General features: G+C 66.2%; 23 protein-coding genes. 6 read left to right on the top strand and 17 right to left on the bottom strand.

Going from position 1 to position 21,844, the window contains the following annotated elements:
• Window positions 1-118: 118 nt before the first annotated feature.
• The 7 genes from phoB to L8F96_RS08125 are packed head-to-tail and all read right to left on the bottom strand — an operon-like array spanning window position 119 to window position 7,205.
• The gene (phoB, locus tag L8F96_RS08155) at window positions 119-811 is read right to left on the bottom strand and encodes a phosphate regulon transcriptional regulator PhoB (protein ID WP_046411787.1); all 693 of its coding nucleotides are present in this window, start codon (window positions 809-811) and stop codon (window positions 119-121) included.
• A complete protein-coding gene (phoU, locus tag L8F96_RS08150; protein ID WP_125945049.1) occupies window positions 811-1,485 on the bottom strand; it encodes a phosphate signaling complex protein PhoU in 675 nt (224 codons plus the stop codon). The genes phoB and phoU overlap by 1 nt, the downstream gene beginning before the upstream one ends.
• An 11-nt stretch (window positions 1,486-1,496) precedes the next feature.
• A complete protein-coding gene (gene pstB, locus L8F96_RS08145; RefSeq protein WP_334655746.1) occupies window positions 1,497-2,255 on the bottom strand; it encodes a phosphate ABC transporter ATP-binding protein PstB in 759 nt (252 codons plus the stop codon).
• Window positions 2,252-3,502: a phosphate ABC transporter permease PstA gene (pstA, locus tag L8F96_RS08140; protein ID WP_046410797.1), complete on the bottom strand. Its 1,251-nt coding sequence runs from the start codon at window positions 3,500-3,502 to the stop codon at window positions 2,252-2,254. The genes pstB and pstA overlap by 4 nt, the downstream gene beginning before the upstream one ends.
• On the bottom strand, window positions 3,495-4,871 hold the full coding sequence (pstC, locus tag L8F96_RS08135) for a phosphate ABC transporter permease subunit PstC (RefSeq protein WP_136451576.1): 1,377 nt from the start codon (window positions 4,869-4,871) through the stop codon (window positions 3,495-3,497). Before pstC ends, pstA begins: the two co-directional genes overlap by 8 nt.
• Entirely contained in the window at window positions 4,868-5,911 is a 1,044-nt protein-coding gene (locus L8F96_RS08130) for a substrate-binding domain-containing protein (protein WP_046410794.1), read from the bottom strand. Before L8F96_RS08130 ends, pstC begins: the two co-directional genes overlap by 4 nt.
• A 55-nt stretch (window positions 5,912-5,966) precedes the next feature.
• Complete coding sequence (locus L8F96_RS08125; protein WP_046410792.1) at window positions 5,967-7,205, bottom strand: ATP-binding protein; 1,239 nt, start codon at window positions 7,203-7,205, stop codon at window positions 5,967-5,969.
• Window positions 7,206-7,407: 202 nt separating this feature from the next.
• On the opposite strand from L8F96_RS08125, the gene L8F96_RS08120 reads away from it, so the two are divergent.
• From L8F96_RS08120 to L8F96_RS08105, 4 genes are read left to right on the top strand one after another with little or no spacing between them, the layout of a single operon-like run.
• On the top strand, window positions 7,408-7,800 hold the full coding sequence (locus L8F96_RS08120) for a hypothetical protein (RefSeq protein ID WP_046410790.1): 393 nt from the start codon (window positions 7,408-7,410) through the stop codon (window positions 7,798-7,800).
• Window positions 7,801-7,803: 3 nt separating this feature from the next.
• The gene (locus tag L8F96_RS08115; protein WP_046410788.1) at window positions 7,804-8,067 is read left to right on the top strand and encodes an HPr-rel-A system PqqD family peptide chaperone; all 264 of its coding nucleotides are present in this window, start codon (window positions 7,804-7,806) and stop codon (window positions 8,065-8,067) included.
• Complete coding sequence (locus L8F96_RS08110; protein WP_334655745.1) at window positions 8,064-8,912, top strand: HprK-related kinase A; 849 nt, start codon at window positions 8,064-8,066, stop codon at window positions 8,910-8,912. The genes L8F96_RS08115 and L8F96_RS08110 overlap by 4 nt, the downstream gene beginning before the upstream one ends.
• The gene (locus L8F96_RS08105) at window positions 8,909-9,931 is read left to right on the top strand and encodes a nucleotidyltransferase family protein (RefSeq protein ID WP_136451580.1); all 1,023 of its coding nucleotides are present in this window, start codon (window positions 8,909-8,911) and stop codon (window positions 9,929-9,931) included. The genes L8F96_RS08110 and L8F96_RS08105 overlap by 4 nt, the downstream gene beginning before the upstream one ends.
• Here L8F96_RS08105 and L8F96_RS08100 read toward each other — a convergent pair.
• Together L8F96_RS08100 and L8F96_RS08095 are read right to left on the bottom strand one after the other, a co-directional pair.
• The gene (locus tag L8F96_RS08100; RefSeq protein WP_334655744.1) at window positions 9,900-10,253 is read right to left on the bottom strand and encodes a VanZ family protein; all 354 of its coding nucleotides are present in this window, start codon (window positions 10,251-10,253) and stop codon (window positions 9,900-9,902) included. The two genes, L8F96_RS08105 and L8F96_RS08100, sit on opposite strands and share 32 nt — an antisense overlap.
• Window positions 10,253-10,924 carry an HAD hydrolase-like protein gene (locus L8F96_RS08095; RefSeq protein WP_136451601.1) on the bottom strand — a complete coding sequence of 224 codons (672 nt, stop codon included), beginning with the start codon at window positions 10,922-10,924 and terminating at the stop codon, window positions 10,253-10,255. The genes L8F96_RS08100 and L8F96_RS08095 overlap by 1 nt, the downstream gene beginning before the upstream one ends.
• Window positions 10,925-10,984: 60 nt before the next feature.
• On the opposite strand from L8F96_RS08095, the gene glmU reads away from it, so the two are divergent.
• Both glmU and glmS read left to right on the top strand, forming a co-directional pair.
• Window positions 10,985-12,340, top strand: coding sequence for a bifunctional UDP-N-acetylglucosamine diphosphorylase/glucosamine-1-phosphate N-acetyltransferase GlmU (glmU, locus tag L8F96_RS08090; RefSeq protein ID WP_334655743.1), 1,356 nt, complete (start codon window positions 10,985-10,987; stop codon window positions 12,338-12,340).
• On the top strand, window positions 12,341-14,158 hold the full coding sequence (gene glmS, locus L8F96_RS08085; RefSeq protein ID WP_125945041.1) for a glutamine--fructose-6-phosphate transaminase (isomerizing): 1,818 nt from the start codon (window positions 12,341-12,343) through the stop codon (window positions 14,156-14,158). It abuts the gene before it with no gap.
• Window positions 14,159-14,210: 52 nt separating this feature from the next.
• On the opposite strand, the gene L8F96_RS08080 is transcribed toward glmS, so the two are convergent.
• The 8 genes from L8F96_RS08080 to L8F96_RS08045 form a co-directional block, all read right to left on the bottom strand.
• On the bottom strand, window positions 14,211-15,437 hold the full coding sequence (locus L8F96_RS08080; RefSeq protein WP_334655742.1) for a M20 metallopeptidase family protein: 1,227 nt from the start codon (window positions 15,435-15,437) through the stop codon (window positions 14,211-14,213).
• 93 nt (window positions 15,438-15,530) lie between these two features.
• Window positions 15,531-16,538 carry a zinc-dependent alcohol dehydrogenase family protein gene (locus L8F96_RS08075; RefSeq protein ID WP_334655741.1) on the bottom strand — a complete coding sequence of 336 codons (1,008 nt, stop codon included), beginning with the start codon at window positions 16,536-16,538 and terminating at the stop codon, window positions 15,531-15,533.
• Window positions 16,535-17,185, bottom strand: coding sequence for a peptidylprolyl isomerase (locus tag L8F96_RS08070; RefSeq protein ID WP_417158960.1), 651 nt, complete (start codon window positions 17,183-17,185; stop codon window positions 16,535-16,537). Before L8F96_RS08070 ends, L8F96_RS08075 begins: the two co-directional genes overlap by 4 nt.
• A gap of 5 nt (window positions 17,186-17,190) precedes the next feature.
• Window positions 17,191-17,694: a homogentisate 1,2-dioxygenase gene (locus L8F96_RS08065; RefSeq protein WP_334655739.1), complete on the bottom strand. Its 504-nt coding sequence runs from the start codon at window positions 17,692-17,694 to the stop codon at window positions 17,191-17,193.
• 144 nt (window positions 17,695-17,838) lie between these two features.
• The gene (locus tag L8F96_RS08060) at window positions 17,839-19,086 is read right to left on the bottom strand and encodes an acyl-CoA dehydrogenase family protein (RefSeq protein WP_334655738.1); all 1,248 of its coding nucleotides are present in this window, start codon (window positions 19,084-19,086) and stop codon (window positions 17,839-17,841) included.
• A 34-nt stretch (window positions 19,087-19,120) separates the two neighbouring features.
• Complete coding sequence (locus L8F96_RS08055) at window positions 19,121-20,236, bottom strand: acyl-CoA dehydrogenase family protein (RefSeq protein ID WP_334655737.1); 1,116 nt, start codon at window positions 20,234-20,236, stop codon at window positions 19,121-19,123.
• 14 nt (window positions 20,237-20,250) lie between these two features.
• On the bottom strand, window positions 20,251-20,598 hold the full coding sequence (locus tag L8F96_RS08050) for a YybH family protein (RefSeq protein WP_334655736.1): 348 nt from the start codon (window positions 20,596-20,598) through the stop codon (window positions 20,251-20,253).
• A 3-nt stretch (window positions 20,599-20,601) separates the two neighbouring features.
• A complete protein-coding gene (locus L8F96_RS08045) occupies window positions 20,602-21,831 on the bottom strand; it encodes an FAD-dependent oxidoreductase (protein WP_334655735.1) in 1,230 nt (409 codons plus the stop codon).
• Window positions 21,832-21,844: the final 13 nt, after the last annotated feature.

The raw sequence follows: 21,844 nt of genomic DNA, 5'->3' as shown, positions 1-21,844 counted from the left end.
CAAACGAGCCCATCCAACGCGCTGGGTGACGGATGTATCCTTGTTTCGGTGGCGATTCGACGCTCCAGCCCTAAGGAAAGTCCCTAGTCGGCGGCTCTAATCGGCCTGTTTTCGCCGACTAATGGCCTGCATCCAGCGCATAACCGGCCGACCGCACGGTTCGGATGATATCAGGTCGGCCACCTTCGTTGATTGCCTTGCGCAGCCTCCGAATGTGAACATCGACGGTGCGGCTCTCGATATCGCTGTCATGCCCCCAGACGCTGTCGAGCAGCCGTTCACGCGAGAAGACGTGGCCGGGATGTTCCAGGAAGTGCTTCAGCAGCCGGAATTCGGTGGGACCAAGGGGAATAACCTCCCCGCTGCGGCGTACCTTGTGGCCGACGGTGTCCATCTCGAGGTCCGCATAGGTAAGGGCCTCGCCTGCAAGTGCAGGGCGGACGCGACGGAGCACGGCCGAAACGCGCGCCACCAGCTCGCGCGGGCTGAACGGTTTGGTGACATAATCGTCCGCGCCGGTTTCGAGCCCGCGAATGCGATCCTCCTCCTCGCCGCGTGCGGTGAGCATGATGATCGGAACGTTGGCGGTTTCGGCATTGCGGCGCAGCCGGCGGCACACCTCGATGCCGGATAGACCCTCCACCATCCAGTCGAGGAGAACGATGTCTGGCACCTTCTCGCGTGCCAGGAGCAGCGCTTCTTCTCCGTCGATGGTGTGGACGACGTCAAAATCCTCGCGCTTGAAATGCCAAACCAGCAATTCCGCGAGCGCGGCGTCGTCCTCAACCAAGAGCATGCGTGCGCGTGGCATCATTCCCCCTTTTCGCGATCCGCCATCTGGGTGCCAGTGGCGGCGAAATACACCATTTCTGCGACGTTGGTGGCATGGTCGCCGACCCGTTCCAGGTTCTTGGCGACGAACAGGAGGTGCGCGACCTCGCTGATGGTCTTGGGGTTCTCGACCATGTGAGTGACAAGGGTGCGGAAGATCGCATCGTAGAAATCGTCCAGCGCCTTGTCGCGCTCGCAGATCTCGACCGCCGCGGCGGCATCGCGCGCGGCGAAGGCGTCGAGCACGTCGTGCACCATTTCCGCTGCCATGCGCGCCATCGCCTGAATGACGGAAATGGGCTCGATCCGATGCTCGCCCTCGATCATCGGCACGCGCTTGGCGATGTTCTTGGCATAGTCGCCGATCCGCTCGACCACGGCCGCGATCTTCAGTGCGGCGACCACTTCGCGAAGGTCGTTGGCCATCGGCGCGCGCAGCGCGATGATGCGCACTGCCAGCCGCTCAACCTCCGCCTCGATCGCGTCGATCTGCTTGTCGTCCTTGCGGACGCGCTTGGCGAGTTCGAGATCGCCGCGCTGGAGCGCGCGCATCGCGCGATCGATCGCCTGTTCGGCAAGACCGCCCATCTGGCTGATCAGCCCGCGCAGCCGGCCGATATCCTCGTCGAACGCCTTTACCGTATGCTCTGGCATAGCCCCGTCCCTTAGCCGTAGCGGCCAGTGATATAATCGGTGGTGCGCTGTTCGCGCGGGTTGGTGAAGATGTTGTTGGTATCGCCATATTCCACCAGTTCACCAAGGTGGAAGAAGGCGGTTTTCTGGCTGACGCGCGCCGCCTGCTGCATGTTGTGCGTGACGATCACGATCGCGTACCGGCCGCGCAGATCGTGGATCAGTTCCTCGATCCGGGCGGTGGCGATCGGATCGAGCGCGCTGCACGGCTCGTCCATCAGGATCACCTCAGGATCGACGGCAATGGCGCGGGCGATGCACAGCCGCTGCTGCTGCCCGCCGGATAAAGCGGTGCCACTGTCCTGCAGGCGATCCTTGACCTCGTTCCACAGGCCGGTGCGGGTCAGCGACTGTTCGACGATCCGGTCGAGATCGGCCTTGCCGCTCGCTAGCCCGTGAATGCGCGGGCCATAAGCGACATTCTCGTAGATCGACTTCGGGAACGGATTGGGCTTCTGGAACACCATGCCGACACGGGCGCGCAGCTGAACGACGTCCATGTCCTTGGAATAAATGTCCTCCCCGTCCAGCCGGATGTCGCCTTCGACCCGTGCGTTCGGAACCGTGTCGTTCATGCGATTGAGCGTCCGCAGGAAGGTCGACTTGCCGCACCCCGAGGGGCCGATGAAGGCAGTCACATCCTCCTGATCGATATCGAGTGATACGTGACGGATTGCCTGTTTGTCACCGTAGAAGACGTTGACGTCACGGGCCGTGATCTTGTGGGTCACCAGCGGGTCTCGAAGCGGTTGCGAAGATAGATGGCCAGGCCGTTCATCGAGAGCAGCACGACCAACAGGACGATGATAGCGGCAGATGTCTTTTCCACGAAGCCGCGTGCGACTTCGTCGGACCAGAGGAAGATCTGAACCGGAAGCACGGTGGCGGGATCGGTCAGGCCCTGCGGCGGGGCGGCGATGAATGCGCGCATCCCGATCATCAGCAGCGGTGCCGTTTCGCCGAGCGCACGCGCCATGCCGATGATGGTGCCGGTCAGGATGCCGGGCAGCGCGAGCGGGAGGACGTGGTGAAAGACCACCTGTACCGGGCTGGCGCCGATGCCGAGCGCGGCGTCGCGGATCGACGGCGGCACCCCCTTGATCGCGTTCCGGCCCGCGATGACGATCACCGGCATGGTCATCAGCGCGAGGGTAAGCCCACCGACGATCGGCGCCGATCGCGGCAGTCCGAAGGTGCCCAGAAACACCGCCAGTCCAAGCAACCCGAAGATGATCGAGGGGACGGCGGCCAGATTGTTGATCGATACCTCGATAAGGTCGGTCCAACGGTTCTTGGGCGCATATTCCTCAAGGTACAGCGCGGAAAGAACACCAATGGGAAACGCGAGCGACAGCGTGACCAGCATTGTCAATAGGGAGCCCTTGAGCGCGCCCCAGATCCCCACGCGGGTCGGATCGGTCGCGTCGGCATTGACGAAGAAGTCCCAGTTGATCCCGCGCGACAAATGATCGCCGAGCGCAGTGACGGTCTTTCGGGCGGCGGGGGTGCCATCGCCCTTGAACGCCATGTCGATATCGCTGGCGACGGGCACTTCGACCACGGCGGTGCCGCGCAGCAGGGCAGGATTCGCCTTCACCGCATCGCGCACCCGCAACCAGGCGCCGTCGGACAGCAGCGCAGCGCCGCCCTCGCGCGGGAACGCCGCGGTCGCGGCCGCATCGACGACACTTTCCAGCCCGGCGCCGGCAAGGGCCAGATCGGCGCGATTGCCGCGCAGCTGATCCGGCTGCACCTGCAGGTCAGCGGCGGCGAAATTGATCGGCAACGCGAGACGCGTCTCGGTAAACCCGCCCAGCCCCTGCGCCAGCATGGTCACGATCAGGAAGGCCAGGAATCCAGCCGACATGATGATGGCGCCAAGGCCAAGCGCGCGAAAGCGACGTTCGGAGCGGTAGCGGCGGGCAATCCGGCGCCGCATGGCGTCGGTCCGCCAGTCGGTGGGCGCGCGATCAGTCATAAGCCTCGCGGTACCTCCGCACGATCATGAGGGCGAAAATGTTGAGCAGCAGCGTGACGACAAACAGCGTCAGGCCCAGCGCGAAGGCTGCCAGCGTCTTTGCGCTGTCGAATTCCGCTTCGCCGGTCAGCAGGTCGACGATCTGCTTGGTCACGGTGGTGGTGCTGGCGAACGGGTTGAGCGTGAGTTGCGCGACGCCAGAGGCGGCCATGACGACGATCATGGTCTCGCCGATCGCCCGGCTCACCGCCAGAAGCACGCCGCCCACGATTCCCGGCAGCGCGGCCGGCACCAGCACGCGGCTGATCGTTTCGGAGGGGGTTGCACCCAGCGCCAGACTGCCGTCGCGCATCGAACCGGGCACCGCGGCCAGCGAATCGTCGGCCATGGACGACACGAACGGGATGATCATGACGCCCATGACGAGCCCTGCGGCGAGCGCGCTTTCGCTGCTCGCCCAGGTGATGCCGATCGACACGGCAAAATCGCGCACCGCGGGCGCGACGGTCAGCGCGGCGAAATAGCCGTACACGACGGTGGGCACACCGGCGAGCACCTCGAGGACCGGCTTCATCCACCGCCGGGTCGCCGGGCGGGCATATTGCGTCAGGTAGATGGCGCTCATCAGGCCGAACGGGATCGCGACCAGCATCGCGATCACCGCGCCGATGAAGAAGGTGCCCCAGAACAACGGCACGGCGCCCAGGCTCGCGCCGGGGTCGCGCGGGTCGATAACCTGCGGCGACCAGTGGGTGCCGAACAGGAAGTCGGTGATCGGGACGATCGAGAAGAAGCGCGCGCTTTCGAACAACAGGCTGCCGACGATGCCGACGGTGGTCAGGATGGCGATCAGCGACGCCAGCAGGAGCAGCAGCATGACGATGCGCTCCACCTGCGTCCGGGCGGCAAAGCCCGGCCGTACCCGCGCAAAGGCATAGGCGAAGCCGGCAAAGGCGAGCACCGCCGCGAGGATCGTGCCGATCCAATTGTAGCGGCTTTGCGCGCTGGCGTAGGCTGGGGCGAGCACCTCCGCCAGATCGTGGAACGCGCCGAATGCCTCACCGCGCGACAGGTTGCGCGCTTCCGAGAGGATCGCCGCACGCTCGAAGCCTGCCGCCGGCAGAGCGGCCGCGGCGGGCGTCGCCAGCACCGCATCGGTGACCAGTGCCGGCGACACGAACCACCAGATGCCGAGGAAGACGAGCGCCGGCACCAGGGTCCAGAGCGCCACATAGGACGCGTGGTGGCCGGGCAGCGCACTGAAGCGCTGCGTGCCGCCCACGCGGAAGGCCGCGGCGCGGGCGCGCGCGACAAACCAGGCGATCAGGCCCAACGCGACAATGACGAACAGCAATGCGCCAGCGCTCATTTCAGTGCGTCCAACGCCAGCGGGGTTTCGGTGCGAACCAGGTCGGCCGACTGCTGCTGGACCTCGGCAGGCGCAGCGATCAGGCCGCGACGCGCGAGCGGCCCGCCGGCACCCCAAAGGCCGGTATATTGCTGCACAAAGGCGCGGAGCCCGGGCACGGCGTCCATGTGCTGCTTCTTGACGTAGATGTAGAGCGGCCGGGCGCCGGGATAGCGGCCGTCGACGATGGTCTCGGTGGTCGGCGCAACGCCGCCGATCGGCACACCCACGACCGATCCTCCATTCTCTTCCAGATAGGAATAGCCGAACACGCCGATCGCATTGGGATTGGCGGTCAGTTTCTGCACGATGAGATTATCGTTCTCGCCGGCGTCGATATAGGCGCCGTCCTCGCGCACGCGCTGGCAGCGTGCCTTGAACCCATCCTCATCCGTCTCCTTCAGCCGCCGCGCTTCGGGATCGGTGTCGAGGCAGCCCTGCGCCATGATGAGCTCCGCCAACGCATCGCGTGTGCCGCTGGTCGATGGCGGACCGTAAATCTGGATCGGAATGGCCGGCAACGCCGGATTGACGTCCCGCCAGGTGCGATAGCGGTTGGGCTTGCCCCCCGGCGTAGCGGCGAGCGCCCGGTAAAGGTCCGCCGAGGTAAGCGCCATCTTGGGCCCGTTCTTCGCTTCGGCAAAGGCGACGCCATCGATGCCGATCTGCACCTCCAGGATCTCCTTTGCGCCGTGGCGCAGGCAGTCCTCGAACTCGCTGCGCTTCATCCGGCGAGAGGCGTTGACGATGTCGGGGTAAGCGGCGCCGATCCCGGCGCAGAACAGGCGCATGCCAGCGCCAGTGCCGGTGGATTCGATTACCGGCGGGCGCGCATCCGGATTGTTGGCCAGATATTGCTCGGCCGCGATGGTCGTGAACGGATAGACGGTGGACGATCCCACCGCCTTGATCTGCGCGCGCGCGCCAGCACCACCGCTGGCCTGGTCATGGCAGGCGGAAGAGAGCGCAAGCAGCGCGACGATCACAGCGGCGCGAATCATTCAACATCCCGAGAGCGCCGCACGACGCGGCGTTCGCGCCTGTGTGACACGAGCATTACTGCTTGATGACAGCGGCTCCCGGCGCATCAATCGGTAGAGTAACGGAACCTGCCGCACGCAGCATGACCGTGACGCGGGTACCCTCGCCGACCTGGCTGGCGATATCGAGCCGGCCGCGATGGCGCTCCACGATATGCTTGACGATTGCCAGGCCCAGACCCGTCCCGCCGATCGAGCGGCTACGGCCCGGATCGACACGGTAGAAGCGTTCGGTAAGCCGCGGCAGGTGCTGGGGCGGGATGCCCTCCCCTTGGTCGGCGACGACCAGCCGAACCATGTCGTCGGCCCGGGTGATCGAGACGCGGATCGGCGTGCCGGGCCGACCATATTTCATCGCATTGCCGATCAGATTGTGCAGCAGTTGGGAAAGCTGCGCGGCATCGCCCTGCACCATGATCTCGCCCGGATCGTGTTCAAGGATGATGTCCTTGCCGCGGCCGTCATGCGCATCGGCAAGCTCCTGCTGCGTCCTGTCGACCAGGGCCGCGAGGTCGATCGAACTGGCGGGTGCACGGTACTTGTCGGCCTCGATCCGAGACAGGCTCATCAGATCGTCGACCAGCCTATCCATTCGCTGCGCCTCGTCGAAAACGATCTTGAGGAAGCGGGCGCGCGTTACCGGATCCTCGCCCGCGGTGTCGGCGAGCGTTTCGACATAGCCGAGGATCGAGGCGAGGGGAGTGCGCAGCTCATGGCTGGCATTGGCGACGAAATCCACCCGCATCCGCTCTGCGGCATGGCTGCCGCTGCGGTCGGAAAGATGGACGAGGCGGCGACCGTCGCTGAACGGGGCAAGGCGCATTTCCCAGCGCTGATCCGGCGCGCCGAGGCCCGCGAGCGACGCGACGGCATCGGCGGCATCCTCGCCAAGCAGCCGTGCGGCGGCCGGATGGCGGATGCCGGTGCGCGCGTCCTCGCCGATAATATGCGCGCCCAGCAATGCGCGGGCCGCCTTGTTGGCGTGGGCGACCCGTGGCCCCTCCAGGATGAGGATCGGCTCGGCCAGCGCATCCAGCACCGGCTCGATTTCGCCAAACGGCGCGGGCGTGGTCGATCCGGCAGGATGTTCGCCCGCATGCTGGCCGCCGCCCGTCATCGTCAGCACCGCGACAATGCCGCCGACGATGCTGACCGCCACAGCATCCAGTCCCGCACCGATGACGCCTAGAATGACGGCGGTGACAACGACGATGGCAAGCGCGGTCCAGCCGCGTGGAGAGATGATCTCGTCCATAGGTCCCTTGGCGGCGAATGACGCAGTTGCGGTCAGTTATGGACGCGAAAGAACGATTGTCCAGCACGCTGGTGAGCGCCGCGCGACGTACGAGGGTGCTGGCGGGGCGCGCCGGCAGTGTCCCGCTACGACACGCTGCCGCGGCGATGCTTGTGCCGGCATTAGGATTATGGAAGGGCTCGGTCGTGGATAGGTGCCCGTCATGAGCGATCAGGATCAACCCGAGCAGCCCGGGCGGCGACGCGCCCTGCGCCTGGGTGCCGTTGGCGCGGTGGCGATCGTGTCGATCCGCCCGGCAATGGCGCAAGCCTACGGCTCGGTGATGACGTGCGATATTCCCGTTCCCGATCCGGGCCGCGCGGGCAGCTTCATCGATAAGAATGGCAAGGTGGTGCCGCCGGGCACCCCGGGCGCCTATGCGCCGCCCGGCCGACCGCTCAGGGGCGAGGACATTCGGCGCGCGCTGGCGTCTGGCGGCAACCTGCCGGGTGTCGATTACGAACGCAGCCGCGCCTATCTGAAATATGTCCAGAGCCTGCGGAGCGGAACGACGGGGTTCACCTGTTTTGCCTCGTTGCAGATGCCGCGGCGGTAGCCAGTGGACGCGACGCGCTATCGCGCGCCGCCGGCGGCCGACCTGATCGTCACGCCGCTGGACGACATCGTAGCGCTGTTTCACCGTACATCCGGCATGACGCACCTGGTGGCATCGCCAGTGCCTGAGGTGCTGGAGGTACTTGCCGGGCGCTGGATGGCGATTGCCGAGATTGAGGCCGCGTTCGACATCGTGGAAGGCGGTCGCGCGGAACTGATCGCGCTCCTTGATGAGCTTGCGGTCACCGGCTTGATCGAGCGCGCATGACCAGCGAATTCCGCGTTCAGGTTGGACCGGTCAGCTTTCGGATTGGATCGGCATGGCGGCGGCCGCTTGATCAGATGCGTACGCTGTACCGCGACTATCCGACCGACGTGTCGGTGCCTGATTTTACCGTTCGTCTTGAGCCATCGCGGCCCTGGCGCCGGTTCCTTCGCCCCGCCGTGCGCATCGCCGGCGACTTCGTCATTCCGGATGCCGCCCCGCTCCCCTTGCCGCAGGGGTTGCTGGCGGCGGAGATGGCGATGAACCTGCAATTGGCGCTGGGGCTGCGCCGCTTCCTCCTGCTCCACGCCGCTGCGGTGGAGCGCGACGGACGGGCAGTGGTCATCACCGGCGAGTCAGGAGCCGGCAAGTCGACCCTCGCGGCGCTGCTGCAGGCGCGCGGATGGCGGCTGATGGCCGATGAGTTCGTCCTCGTCGATCCGGATACCGGGGCGATATGGCCATTCCCGCGGCCGGTGAGCGTGAAGAATGCTGCAATCCCGGTCGTGAAGGCGGCGCTACCGGATGGCCGCTGGGGACCGGCGATGACGGACACGCCCAAGGGCACGATCCAGCATCTCGTTCCCGAGGGCGCGGCACTGGCGATGGCGAACGTTCCCGCGACGCCGGCGCTGTTGCTGTTTCCCCGCTTTGGCCACGTGGCTGATCAGCGGCCCGTCGGGGCAGGGGAAGCGTTCGTCAGGCTGACGCAGGCTTCGACCAATTATGTGGGCCTGGGCGAGCGCGGCTATCGCGCGCTAACCGGACTGGTGAGGGGCGTTACTCGCGCGGCGATCGACTATCCCGATATTGAGACCGCAGCGTCGATGATCGAGGATCTCTGGTGAGCGCGGCGCGCGACCTGATCGCCGTCCTCGTGGATCCATCACGAGCGCCCGGCCTCGATGACCGAAGGTGGACGGCGCTATTGGCCGTGGCGCTGGCCGAGCAGATGATGGGAGCGCTGGCCTGCCGCGTCGGCGATCTGGCGCCGCCGCGCGTGGCGGCCATCCTGGCCGATGCCAGGGCGACCTCGCTGGAGGGGCGTCGGCAGGCGTTATGGGAAGCGGAAATGGCGCGCCGGGCGCTGGAAGGTGTTGTGGCGCCGCTGATCCTGCTGAAGGGCACGGCCTTCGCTGCCGCGGGCCTTGCGGCGGGAAGCGGGCGAGCGATCGGAGATCTCGACATACTCGTTCCCGCTGCCGCGCTTGCAGACGTGGAGGCGGCGCTGCTGGCGCATGGATGGGCGTGGGTGAAGCCCGATCCCTATGACGACAGCTACTACCGGCGGTGGATGCATGAACTGCCCCCCATGATCCATCGCGAGCGCGACCGGATGATCGACGTGCACCACACGATCCTGCCGTTGACGGCGCGGCTGCGACCGGATGCCGCGCGATTGCTGGAAGGAGCGCGGCCGCTGGGCAATGGTCTGGCAATGCTGTCGAACGAGGATGTCGTGCTGCACGCCGCCATTCACCTGTTGGCGGATGGCGATCTCGCCGGTGGACTGCGCAACCTGTGGGACATCGATCGTCTGTTGCGTGAGTTCGCCGATGACGATCCCGGCTATTGGGATCGGCTTACGGCCCGGGCGCGGGACCACGGCGTCTCCCCGGTCCTGGCGCGCGCACTTCGCCTGACGCATCGCCTGTTCGACACGCCCGTGCCGCTTGCATTTCGCCGGACGGAAGTGACCGACCGGCTGTACCTGCGACGATTGCTCGGTCGCGATGGCTGGGGTCGCGCCATCCACCCTGCCACCCGGCTGACGTTTTACGTCCGCTCCCACGCGCTGCGGATGCCGCCGCTGATGCTGGCGCGGCACTTGTGGATCAAGTGGCGGAAGAACGGAGCCGTCGGCTGATCGCGACCACGACAAGCATGCCAATGATGACCGCGGTGTCGGCCACCCAGTCCATGATGTCGCAGTCGCGGTGAAGCACGGGGATCGACTGAACCACTTCGATCATCGCGCCGAGAAAGGACAGCCGCTCGCCGATCCGCAGCAACGGCGTCTGTGGAAATGCGAGGACCGACAGGATCGTCAGCGTGCCGAACGCGAGCATGTGCTGATATTTGTCGCTATCGATCGGCACTTTCGGCGGGTGCGGCAGCAGCGCCATGGTCACCGCAAAGACGAGGGCGGCCAGAAGGATCAGCCGCCAGATCAATCGGGATGTTACCATTACCGCAGCCCGTTCAACGCGGGGACGAGCTCGTCGAAATGATCGATGATCGCGTTGGCGCCCAGTTCTTCCACCGGTTGCATCAGAAAGCCGAATCGGCAGGCGACCGCCGGAATGCCCGCCGCATGGGCCGCGGCGACATCGTAGATCGAATCCCCGACGAATGCTGCCGTTCCGCCGCCTGATCGCCGGATCATCTCGAGAATCGGATCGGCCGCCGGCTTTGACTTGCCTGGCCCCAGCGTATCCCCGCCGATCACGCAGGTCAGCCGATCAAGCAGGCCGGCGTCGCGGAGTACCTCAAGCGCGAAACGCTCGAGTTTGTTGGTGACGACCGCGACCTGCACGCCCCTTCGTGCAAGTTCGTCCAGCGCCCGCAAAGCGCCGGGAAACGGTACGCTGTGAACGTAGATGTTGGCCTCGTAATACTCGAGCAAGACACGGTGCAGCTGATCAAGAAGGGGGTCGGCACCCCCGCCGGTCGCGGCCAGCCCCTGGGCGAGCATATGGCGTGCGCCACCCCCGATCATGGGCTTGATCGCGTCGACGCTGAGCGGCGGCCGGCCGTCCTGCGCCAGCGCGTGATTGACCGCCGCAGCGAGGTCACCGCTCGTGTCGATCAACGTGCCGTCGAGGTCGAAACCGACCGTGTCGAAGTGAAATCGTTCCATCGTCATGCGCGGTGACGGCTCGCTATGGAATTGGCAAGCCGACGATGGCACAGGCGCGCCATGACGAGCCGACCTCTCGCCGTAATCGTGCTTGCCGCTGGCAAGGGTACGCGGATGAAATCTGATACGCACAAAGTGCTCCATCCTCTCGCGGGGCGGCCGATGCTGCATCATCTGCTGGCTGCGGCGGAGGGGCTGGGCGCGGCGAAAACCGTCGTGGTCGTCGGTGCAGGGCGCGAACAGGTGGAGGCCGCGGTGGCGCCGCTGGGCGTGGCCGTCGCGCAGCAGCAGGAGCAGCTTGGCACTGGCCATGCGGTGCAGCAGGCCGAGGAGGCCTTGGCGGGGTTCGCCGGTGACGTGCTGATCCTCTACGGCGACGTCCCGCTTGTGACGGAAGCGACGATGCGCCGGATGATCGATCGCCTGCACGCCGAGGAAGCGCCGGCTGTCGTCGTCCTGGGCTTCCGCCCGTCCGATCCTGGTGCCTATGGGCGCGTGATCGCCGACGTCGAGGGTCGTATCACGCGCATGGTGGAGTTCAAGGACGCCTCAGCGGAGGAACGCGCCGAGACGCTCTGCAACTCAGGCTTGATGGCGGTTCGATCCGAGGACCTGTTCGATCTGCTGCGGCGCGTGGACAATGCCAATGCTGCTGGCGAATATTATCTGCCGGATATCGTGATGTTGGCGGGCACCGACGGCCGCTCCTCTGCGGTCATCGAAACCGATGCCGAGGAAGTGACCGGCGTGAACAGCCGTGCGGAGCTCGCCGCACTCGAACTGGTCTGGCAGCAACGCCGGCGCAAGCAGGCGATGGACGATGGCGTCACCCTCATCGCGCCTGAGACCGTCTGGTTCAGCTACGACACGGTTCTTGGCCGAGACGTCATTGTAGAGCCCAATGTGGTGTTCGGCCCTGGCGTGTCCGTCGCCGACAAGGTCGTGATCCACGCCTTCAGCCATGTCGAAGGCGCGACGATCGGCGAGGGCGCATCGGTCGGCCCCTATGCACGGCTGCGGCCAGGCGCGGTGATGGAAAAGGGCGCACGCGTCGGCAACTTCGTGGAGATGAAGAAGGCGGTGCTGGGTGAGGGCGCCAAGGCGAACCATTTGACCTACCTCGGCGACGCGGAGGTCGGCGCGGGCGCGAACATCGGCGCGGGCACGATCACGTGCAATTACGATGGCTTCTTCAAGTACAAGACCCGGATCGGCGCAGGCGCCTTCATCGGTTCGAACTCGGCACTGGTAGCACCGGTGACAATCGGCGATGGCGCGATCGTGGCAGCGGGATCTACCGTTACAAGCGATGTGGAGGCCGATGCGCTGGCGCTCGTGCGACCGCCGCAGACCGAAAAGCCCGGTTGGGCAGCGAAGTTCAGGAACGTGATGCGTGCTCGGAAGGAATCTCGATAAATGTGTGGGATTGTTGGAATAATCGGAAAGGAGCCGGCCGCTGATCGTCTCCTGGATGGTTTGAAGCGGCTGGAATATCGTGGCTATGACTCCGCCGGCATCTGCACCGTGACTGATGGTTCGTTCGATCGCCGCCGCGCGCCGGGCAAGCTGCGCAACCTGGCGCAGCGGCTGGCCGAGGAGCCGTTGGGCGGCGAGAGCGGCGTTGCGCACACCCGCTGGGCGACGCACGGCGCACCGACCGAGGACAACGCACACCCCCATATCGTTGGCGATGTGGTTGTCGTGCACAACGGAATCATCGAGAACTTCAAGCCCTTACGCGACGAACTTATCGCGGAGGGACGCACCTTCCTCAGCCAGACTGACAGCGAGGTCGTCGCGCATCTCATCGCCCGTGAGGTCGAGAATGGCGCAGAGCCGCGTGCCGCGCTGGCGGCTGTCCTGCCGCGGCTCCATGGCGCCTTTGCGCTGGGCGTCATGGTCCGCACACACCCGGATCTGCTGCTCGGTGCCCGCCTCGGCGCACCGCTCACGGTCGGCTATGGGGATGGCGAGAACTTCCTGGGCTCGGACGCGCTTGCCCTTGCGCCGCTGACGCAGCGGATCGCCTATCTGGAAGAGGGTGACTGGGTCGCCATCACCCATGAGGAGGTCGAGGTGTACGACAGCGCCAACCAGCGCGTGTCACGCCCGATCGTCAACTCCGGCGCTTCCGGCCAGCTAATGGATAAGGGCAACCATCGCCACTTCATGCAGAAGGAGATTTACGAGCAGCCGGTCGTCGTGGCGCAGACGCTCCGCTCATATCTCCGCCCGTTGGAATCGCAGGTCTCGCTGCCGGACATCGAGTTCGACCTTTCGACGGTCGAGCGCGTCGTCATCGTTGCGTGCGGCACGGCCAGCTATGTCGGCATGATCGGCAAATATTGGATCGAGGGGCTGGCCCGCATCCCGGTCGAGGTCGATGTGGCGAGCGAATATCGCTACCGTGATCCCGTCCTGCTGCCCAACACGCTCGGTCTGGTGATTTCGCAGTCGGGCGAGACCGCGGACACGCTTGCTGCTCTGCGCCACATGAAGGCAGGCGGCGTCACGACCGGCGGTATTATCAACGTGCCGACCAGTTCGATGGCGCGTGAGGTCGATCTGTTGCTGCCGACGCATGCGGGGCCGGAGATCGGTGTCGCCTCCACCAAGGCATTCACCTGTCAGCTCGCGGTCATGGCCGCACTTGCCACGAACCTCGCGCGCGCCCGTGGCCTGCTGGCGAACGAGGCGGAGATCGTCAAGCAGCTGCAGCACGTGCCCGAGGCCATGAGCATGGCGCTCGCGCACGATGCCGAGATCGAGGCGATGGCGCCGAAGATCGCAGCTGCGCGCGACGTGTTGTACCTGGGCCGCGGACCGGAATATCCGCTGGCACTGGAGGGCGCGCTAAAGCTAAAGGAAATCAGCTACATCCATGCGGAAGGTTACGCATCGGGTGAGATGAAGCACGGGCCGATCGCCTTGATCGACGAGGCGGTGCCGCTGGTCGTCATCGCGCCGTCCGGTCCGTTGTTCGACAAGACCGTCAGCAACATGCAGGAGGCGCAGGCACGCGGCGCTCAGGTTGTGCTGATCTCTGATGCCGATGGTATCGCACAGGCGGGCGAGAACACGATCGCGACGATCGAAATGCCCAAGGTGCATCCGCTGATCGCACCATTGGTCTATGCGGTACCGGTCCAGTTGCTGGCGTATCACGTCGCAGTCGCCAAGGGCACTGACGTGGACCAGCCGCGTAACCTTGCCAAATCGGTGACCGTGGAATGATCGTAGCCCCTCCCGCCGCCAGAAACGGCGGGAGGGGCAATACGGCGCAGCCTTAATCGAAACCACGACTGAGGAAGCGGTCGGCCAGGGCGCAGTGCATCGCAACGCCCCTGGCCATGACCTGCTCCTCGATCGTCATCTTCACATTGTGCAGCGGCGGGTTGGTGCGCGGATCGCTGCCCTCCGGCGCGACCCCCATGAACGCCATGGCCCCCGGTATCTCGCGCAGGACGTAGGAGAAATCCTCTCCGCCCATCATCGGTGCCGGCATCGTCGTCCAGCCGCGTTCCCCGGAGATGTCCTGTGACAGTTCACGGATCATCGCCGTCGCGCGCGGGTCGCAGAAGGTGACCGGATAGCCTTCCTCGACCCTGGTATCCGCCTCGCAGCCATGCGCCGCAGCGATGTTCCCGGCGATCTGATGGAAGGCGGCACGTGCCTTCTCCCGGGTCGCATCCGACAGGGTGCGCAGCGTTCCCATGAGCTTCACTTCATCGGGAATGATGTTGTGGCTGCTGCCGGCGTGAATCTGCGTGATGGTCAGGACGGCGGGATCAGACACCGGGATACGGCGCGCGACAAAGCTCTGCAGCGCGGTGACGATCTCGCAAGCGACCGGGATCGGATCGATGCAATCGTGCGGCATGGCGGCGTGACCGCCCTTGCCACGGATCGTCGCGATCAGCGTGTCGGTGGAGGCGAGAAGGGGTCCTTCGCGTCCGACGAACACACCGGCGGGCGCGTTGGGGAAGATGTGGAGCGCGAAGGCGGCGTCGGGGCGCGCGAGGTTGAGCAACCCGTCATCGATCATCCAGCGGGCGCCATGGTGGCCCTCCTCGCCGGGCTGGAACATGAAGACCACCGTTCCGGGCAGTTCGTCCCTGCGCGCGCATAAGGCGCGCGCGGCGCCGGCGAGCATGGCGGAATGGGCGTCGTGGCCGCAGGCGTGCATCGCGCCCGGGATGGTGGAGGCGAAGGGAAGGCCGGTGTCCTCGGTCAAGGGCAGCGCATCCATGTCGCCGCGCAACAGCACGGTGCGTGCATTGTCACCCGCCCCGCTGCGGCCACCGCGCAGAATGGCGACGAAGCCCGTGGTGGAGGTGCTGTCGTGGATTTCGAGCGGCAGGCCGGCGAGCGCCGCCTTCAGCTTCGATGTGGTGCGCGGACAGTGAAGGCCGATTTCCGGTTCGGCATGGATCGCGCGGCGCAGCGCGATCGTGTCGTCGAGCTGCGTCACGCCGGCGGCCTGCCAATCGTTGCGGGTGAGGGGAGCGTTCATGGGCGATCCTTTCCTTGGTTCGTACCTAGAACGGATCGCCGCCGGCGCAAGTCGGCCATTGCGCCGGCGGGGTCGGCCATCAGGAAGCGGGCGTCACCAGGCGACGGCGATCTTCCCGAAGTGACTTGCCGATTCGAGGTGACGGAAGGCGTTGGGCAGATCGTCGAGCGAGAACGTCCGGTCGATGATCGGCCGGATGCCGGTGATCTCCAACGCGCGGACGAAATCCTGCTGTTCCTGACGGTTGCCGACGATCAGCCCCTGCAATCTGGCCTGTTTGGCCATCAGAAAGGCTGTCGGCACCTCTCCACCCATTCCGGTAAGAACGCCGATGAGCGCGATATGGCCGCCGATGCGAACCGCCTCGATCGATTGCCCCAGCGTGCCGGGGCCACCCACCTCCACCACGATATCCGCACCGCGCCCGCCGGTGAGTTCGAGGACCTTTCTCCCCCATTGCGGCTCGTTGCGATAGTTGATCACGTGATCCGCGCCGAGTTCGCGGGCGCGGGCGAGTTTCTCGTCGGAGGATGAGGTTACGATGACCTGAGCGCCCATCGCATGGGCGATCTGCAGCGCGTAGATCGACACACCGCCGGTGCCGAGCAGCAGCACCGTGTCGCCAGCGCGCAGTCCGGCGTCGACGATCAACGCGCGCCATGCGGTGAGGCCAGCGGTGGTGATCGTCGCCGCTTCCTTATGGCTCCAGCCGCGCGGTGCCCGGGTAAAGGCGGTGGACGGCAGTACGACGGCATCGCGGGCAAAGCCGTCGATGCCGTCGCCGGGTACGCGGCGGAAATCGCTCACCTGCGCAGGTCCGGCCTGCCAGTCCGGGAAGAAGACCGAGACGACGTGATCGCCGGGGCTGAACTCGGTCACGCCTTCGCCGACCGCCTCCACCACCCCGGCGCCGTCCGCCAGGGGGATACGGCCATCGGCAGCCGGAGACTTGCCCGAACACACCAGATAATCGTGGAAGTTCAGCGAGCTGGCATGAAGCGCGACGCGAACCTCTCCGGGGCCGGGCTGGCCCGGATCCGATGCATCGGCGAGGTTCAGGCGATCGAGGCCGCCGGGCGCCGACAGTGTCATCGCCCTCATTGCGGGTTGCTCGCCTGGGCCGGCGTGCGCCGCGCGGCGGTGACCGGAACGGTCGGTTCGAGCATTTGCCCCTTCATGATTCCCTCTCCCTTGGTTGGCGATGTCGGCATGTCCATGATGCGGTGGACGACATCCATGCCCTGCACGACGCGGCCGAAGACCGCATAGCCGGGGTTCGTTCCGTCGGCGTCCATCGCCGGCGTGTTGCCGACGATGATGAAGAAATCGCCGCGCGCGGTGCCGGGTTCGGCCATCGCCATGGAGATCGCGCCATCGACATGGCTGAGCCCGGTCTTGCTGGTCGGCTCATGCGCGATCGGCGGCAGCGTGCGCTTGGGATCGTTTTGGGTGCCGAACTGGATGAAGCCGTAGCGCGGTTCCGCCTGCACCTTCACGGTGCGGTAGAAAGCCGTCACGTCCAGCCGCTTTCCATCGACATATTTGAGGAAGTTGGCGGCAGTGACCGGCGCCTTCTCCGTTTCGATTTCCAGCACGATCGGGCCAGCCGCGGTCGACAGGGTGACGATCGTGGTCGCTGCCTTTGCCGGAGCAGGGGGCGTAGCGCTGGTGGTGGCCGGTGCAGCCGCAGGAACATCCTGCGCGGCGACGCCGGTGGGAAGGAGGAGCGCGGCGGCGAGGGCGATCATCCGCATCAGCCGACCTTCGCCACCAGCAGCGGCATGTTGTCCGCCTGACTGCCGGACAATTGGATCGTGTAGCGACCGGGCTTCAACGTATAGTCCACCATCTTGCGAATTCCCGTGCATTTGGGGCCATGACCATGCGCGCTGGAGGAGAGCGCACGCCCCTTGTCGACCAGATCGACCCATGCGCGTCCACCCAGTGCCACGCGGTAATTGCCTGCTTCCTGCACGGTCAGCGTCAGCGTTCCGGCATGGCCGCCGTTTTCCTTCGGCACGGGCGCCAGTGTGACGAGATTCGCCGGATGAAGCGCGACCAGCAGCGCCTGGCCGGGCGTCACCGATGCGCCGCCGCCGGCCTTGATCCCTGCCGCGACGGGCGTCTGCTTCGACCAGGCGGCAAGCTCTGCCGGGATCGCGACCCGGACATTCGCGCAGGAAGGATCGTCAGGAGCCTCCTGCGCAACGGCGGGGGAGGCGGCCAGCAGGAGGCCGGCAACGGTAGCACGGATCACGCAAGGTTCCTTTCTTGCTCATTCGTATCGCCCTTCAACGTTCAAGGCGACAGATGGGAGCAAGGACACGGACCATTTGCAATGCCAAGAGCGCGGCCCGTCCCCTGCCGGGGGCAGGGGACGGTCGCTGACCCGCGCGCCCGGTCAGGCGCGGGTCGGGATCTTCTCGAACGGGACGTCCTTGTCGACGCGCACGTCGCCGGGCAGGCCAAGGACGCGCTCGGCGATGATGTTGCGCAGGATCTCGTCCGTCCCGCCCTCGATTCGGGTTGCCGGGCTGCGCATCAGCGTCGCCTGGAAGCGTGCCGCATGCGCCGCCTGTGCGGGATCCGTCAGCACGCCGGCCTCGCCCTGAAGGTCGATGGCGAAGGTCGCAATATCCTGGCTCGTCGCGCCGGCGACCAGCTTGCCGATCGAATTCTCCGGGCCTGGCTCCTGTCCCTTCGACAAGGCGGTCAGCGCGCGCATCGAGGTGTATTTCAGGCCGCTGGCCTTGGTGGCCCAATCGGCGAGGCGCGAGCGGATCGACGGATCATCGACCAGCCGGCCGCCGTCGCGACCCGGCGCGCGGACGGCATAATCGAGCAGCGTCTCGAAGCCGGTCGACATGCCCGAGCCGATCGACAGCCGCTCGTTCATCAAGGTGGTCAGCGACACCGTCCAGCCCTGGCCAACGCCGCCCAGACGCTGGCTGTCGGGGACGCGCAGGTCGGTGAAGAACACCTCGTTGAAGCCGGACTGGCCGTGGGCCTGAAGGATCGGGCGGACTTCGATGCCGGGCGAGCGCATGTCGATCCAGAACATCGTCAGCCCCTTGTGCTTGGCGACGCTGGGATCGGTGCGGGTCAGCAGGATGCCATATTGCGAGATATGCGCGCCGGAGGTCCAGATCTTGGACCCGTTGATGACCCATTCGTCACCATCCTTGACCGCGCGGGTGCGAAGGCCCGCGAGGTCCGAGCCGGCCGACGGTTCGGAGAACATCTGGCACCAGATGTCCTCACCCGCGGCGAGCGGCGGCAGCAGAGCCTGCTTGTCCTCCTCACGCCCCCACGCCATCACCGTCGGGCCGCACATGCCCTGACCGATGATGAAGGTGAAGGAGAGGGTGGCATAGACGCCTTCCTCCTGGTTCCAGATCACCCGCTGCATCGGCGTCGCGCCGCGCCCGCCATATTCCTTTGGCCAGTGAAGGCACGCCCAGCCGGCGTCATATTTCTTCTTCTGCCACGCCTTGCTCTCGGCCAGCATGTCGAAATCGGCGATGTCGCCGGCGGTGCCGTGCCCCGACCCCGAAAGGATCGGGTACAGGTGCTTGGGGGCATTGGCATCAATCCACGCGCGAGCCTCGGCGCGGAAGGCGGCTTCTTCGGGAGTGTCGTCGAAGTTCATGGCACGGGGCCTCCGGTCTTGTCCGTTACGTGGCTCAGGCGGCGATCGGCTGGTTGGCGGCAGCCAGGCGGCTGACGAGCTTCTCTTCCCAGTCGGGCTGGCTGCCGAGCGCGAGCGCGAGGTGGTTCGCGCGCCGGTAGTAGAGGTGGCAATCCATCTGCCACGTAAAGCCCATGCCGCCGTGCACCTGGATGTTGTTCTTCGCGCAATGGCGGAAGGCGTTGGTAGCCGAAACGCGCGCCGTCGCTGCTGCGCGCGGCAGTTCGGCCGCCCCAGTAGAAAGCGCCCAGGCACCGTAATAAGCGTTCGACCGGGCGAGCGTTGCGGAGACGTACATGTCGGCCAGCATGTGCTTGATGGCCTGGAAGCTGCCGATCTGGCGCCCGAAGGCCATCCGCTCCAGGGCATAATCGCGGCCCATCTCCAGCGCGCGATCGGCCCCGCCGATCTGCTCGAAAGCGACGAGCACCGCCGCTCGGTCGAGCAGCGTCTGATATTGCGACCAGCCCTCGCCCGGCTCGCCCAGCCGCTCGGCCGTTGCGCTGTTGAAGGTCAGTTCGGCTTGGGCACGCGTGGGATCGATCGTGTCGAGCGCGCGCCGTTCGACCGCCTTCTGCGCGAGATCGACGAGCACCAGGCTCAGCCGATCGCCCTCCTTGGCCAGCACCAGCGCCACGTCGGCAATCTCGCCGTCGAGTACCGGGGCCTTCTTGCCCGAGACGGTGCCGCCCGCGAAGGTCGTGCGAACCGAAGTCTCGCTCAATCGCTCACACTCTGCGGCGGCGACGCAGCCGATCGCTGCGCCGGCCGCGATGCGGGGGAGCCATGACGCCTGCTGCTCGGCCGTGCCGAACGACTTGATCGCCTCTGCCACCAGATAGACCGAAGAGAGGATCGGGAGCGGCGCCAGCGCCCGGCCGAATTCCTCCGCCACGGCGCACAGCTCAAGATAGCCAAGGCCAAGGCCGCCATGCTCCTCCGGGATGGCGATGCCGAGGAACCCCATCTCGGCCACGCCGCGCCACAGGTCGCGATCGAAGCCGCCACCCTCCAGCGCCTTGCGCACGCGGTCCGGCGGGCATTCCGCGGTCAGGAAGCGCCGTGCTTCCTGACGAAATTCATTCTGTTGTTCGTTGAAATCGAACTGCATCGATCCCCTCCCTCTTATTCCTGTGGCAGCTGGTGCACATAGACTTCGTTGTGGGTGATCCTGTCGCCATCGAGCAGGACCATGTCGAACCCGCGCATCCGACCCGCCCCTTCAACATCGCAATACCAACGGCCGCAGAAGCCGCCCGGAATGGGCCAGGTCTCGTCCGGGGTGTAGGTCATCGCCGGGGTCGCGGCGAACAGCCCGGTCAGATACGCCCGCAGCGCCTCGTGGCCGGTGATCCCGCCCGCTGTCTGCGGATCGAAATAGCGGCAATCCTCGGCGTAGAAGCCGAGCAGCGCCTCGACGTCCTTGGCGGTCCAGGCGGCGAGCCAGTCGGCATTGTAGCGTGCAATGTCCATCGATCAGGCCCCCACCACGCGGGCGACATGCGCCGGCTCGAAAATCTCTGCCGGTACGGCTTCGGGCCCGGCGAGCGTCGCGACCCCGTGGAGGCCGAGCATTGGATCGGCGGCGCTTGCCTCATAGTAACGATGCCGCCGCGCACGCGCGGCCTCGCCAAACTCCATGTCGAGCGTCGCCTGCATCTCCGCCGCGATGCGCAGCCGGCGCATCCGCTCCGCGCGTTCCTCTGCATAGGGTCGAAAATCGGGCGCTTCTTCCGGCGCCGCTTCCTTGAGGATGTCGCTGACGAGGCGAACGTCGCGGTAGGTGATCGACAGGCCGAGGCCCAGGATCGGATCGTTCCACCCGGCCGCGTCGCCGACCAGCACGGCGCCGGGCGCATAGGGGCGCTGCGCGGCGCTGCTGTTATTGTAATAGGCGAACAGCGGGCTAGCGGGGGTGCCGCCGGCGATCGCCTCATTATGCGGCGCCGATTTCATCCGGAACGCCTCGAGGAAGCGGGTTGGCCCGTCCTTTCCGGCAAACCGCTTGGTATCGGCGAGCGACCAGCCGCCATAGACGCGCATCCGCTCCTGGCCCTGCGGGAAGGCGAGAAAGCCGAAATCATCCTCCGTGCCGATCGCCTGGCGCGTATCGTCCCAGCCGGCGACACCATCGACCAGCAGCCCGGCGAACCAATGGTGCGGCTTGTCCTGATGCAACGTCAGCCCGGCGGCGCGGCGTACCCCCGATTGCCGCCCCTCGGCCCCGACGATCAGCGGGGCACGCGCCGCATGCTCGACGCCGTCGAGGAGGTAGCTGACCGCGGGCGATGCGCCCAGCGTGATGGATGTGATGGTAACGCCGCGATGCGCCGTCGCGCCCGATGCGACGGCGGTGTCGAACAGCGTCTGGCAGTGGACCGGGTGGCGCAGGCACAAAGGCCCCGGCACATCGGGCGCGAACATCCCGAGCGGCATCGCCGCCGCCTCCGCCGCAGCGGGATCGCGCGTCTCGTCATAAGTGACGTGGCTGGTCAGGTGATGGCCACCCGCGGCGACCAATGTGTCGTACAGGCCGAGCCGTTTGGTTTCGGTCACGCCCCAGGGCGCGATCCATTCGCCGCGCACCTTGTCCTCATAGACCGTCGTTTTTTCCAGCAGCAGCACGGACCGGCCGGCGCGCGCCATGGTCGCCGCCAGCGCCGACCCGCCGATGCCGCCCCCGACGATGATGAGGTCGTATGTCATGCACGCTCTCCTG

Source organism: Sphingomonas panaciterrae, from assembly GCF_036890205.1.
GTDB classification, from domain to species: domain Bacteria; phylum Pseudomonadota; class Alphaproteobacteria; order Sphingomonadales; family Sphingomonadaceae; genus Sphingomonas; species Sphingomonas panaciterrae.
This window is presented reverse-complemented; position numbering and strand designations above follow the sequence as displayed.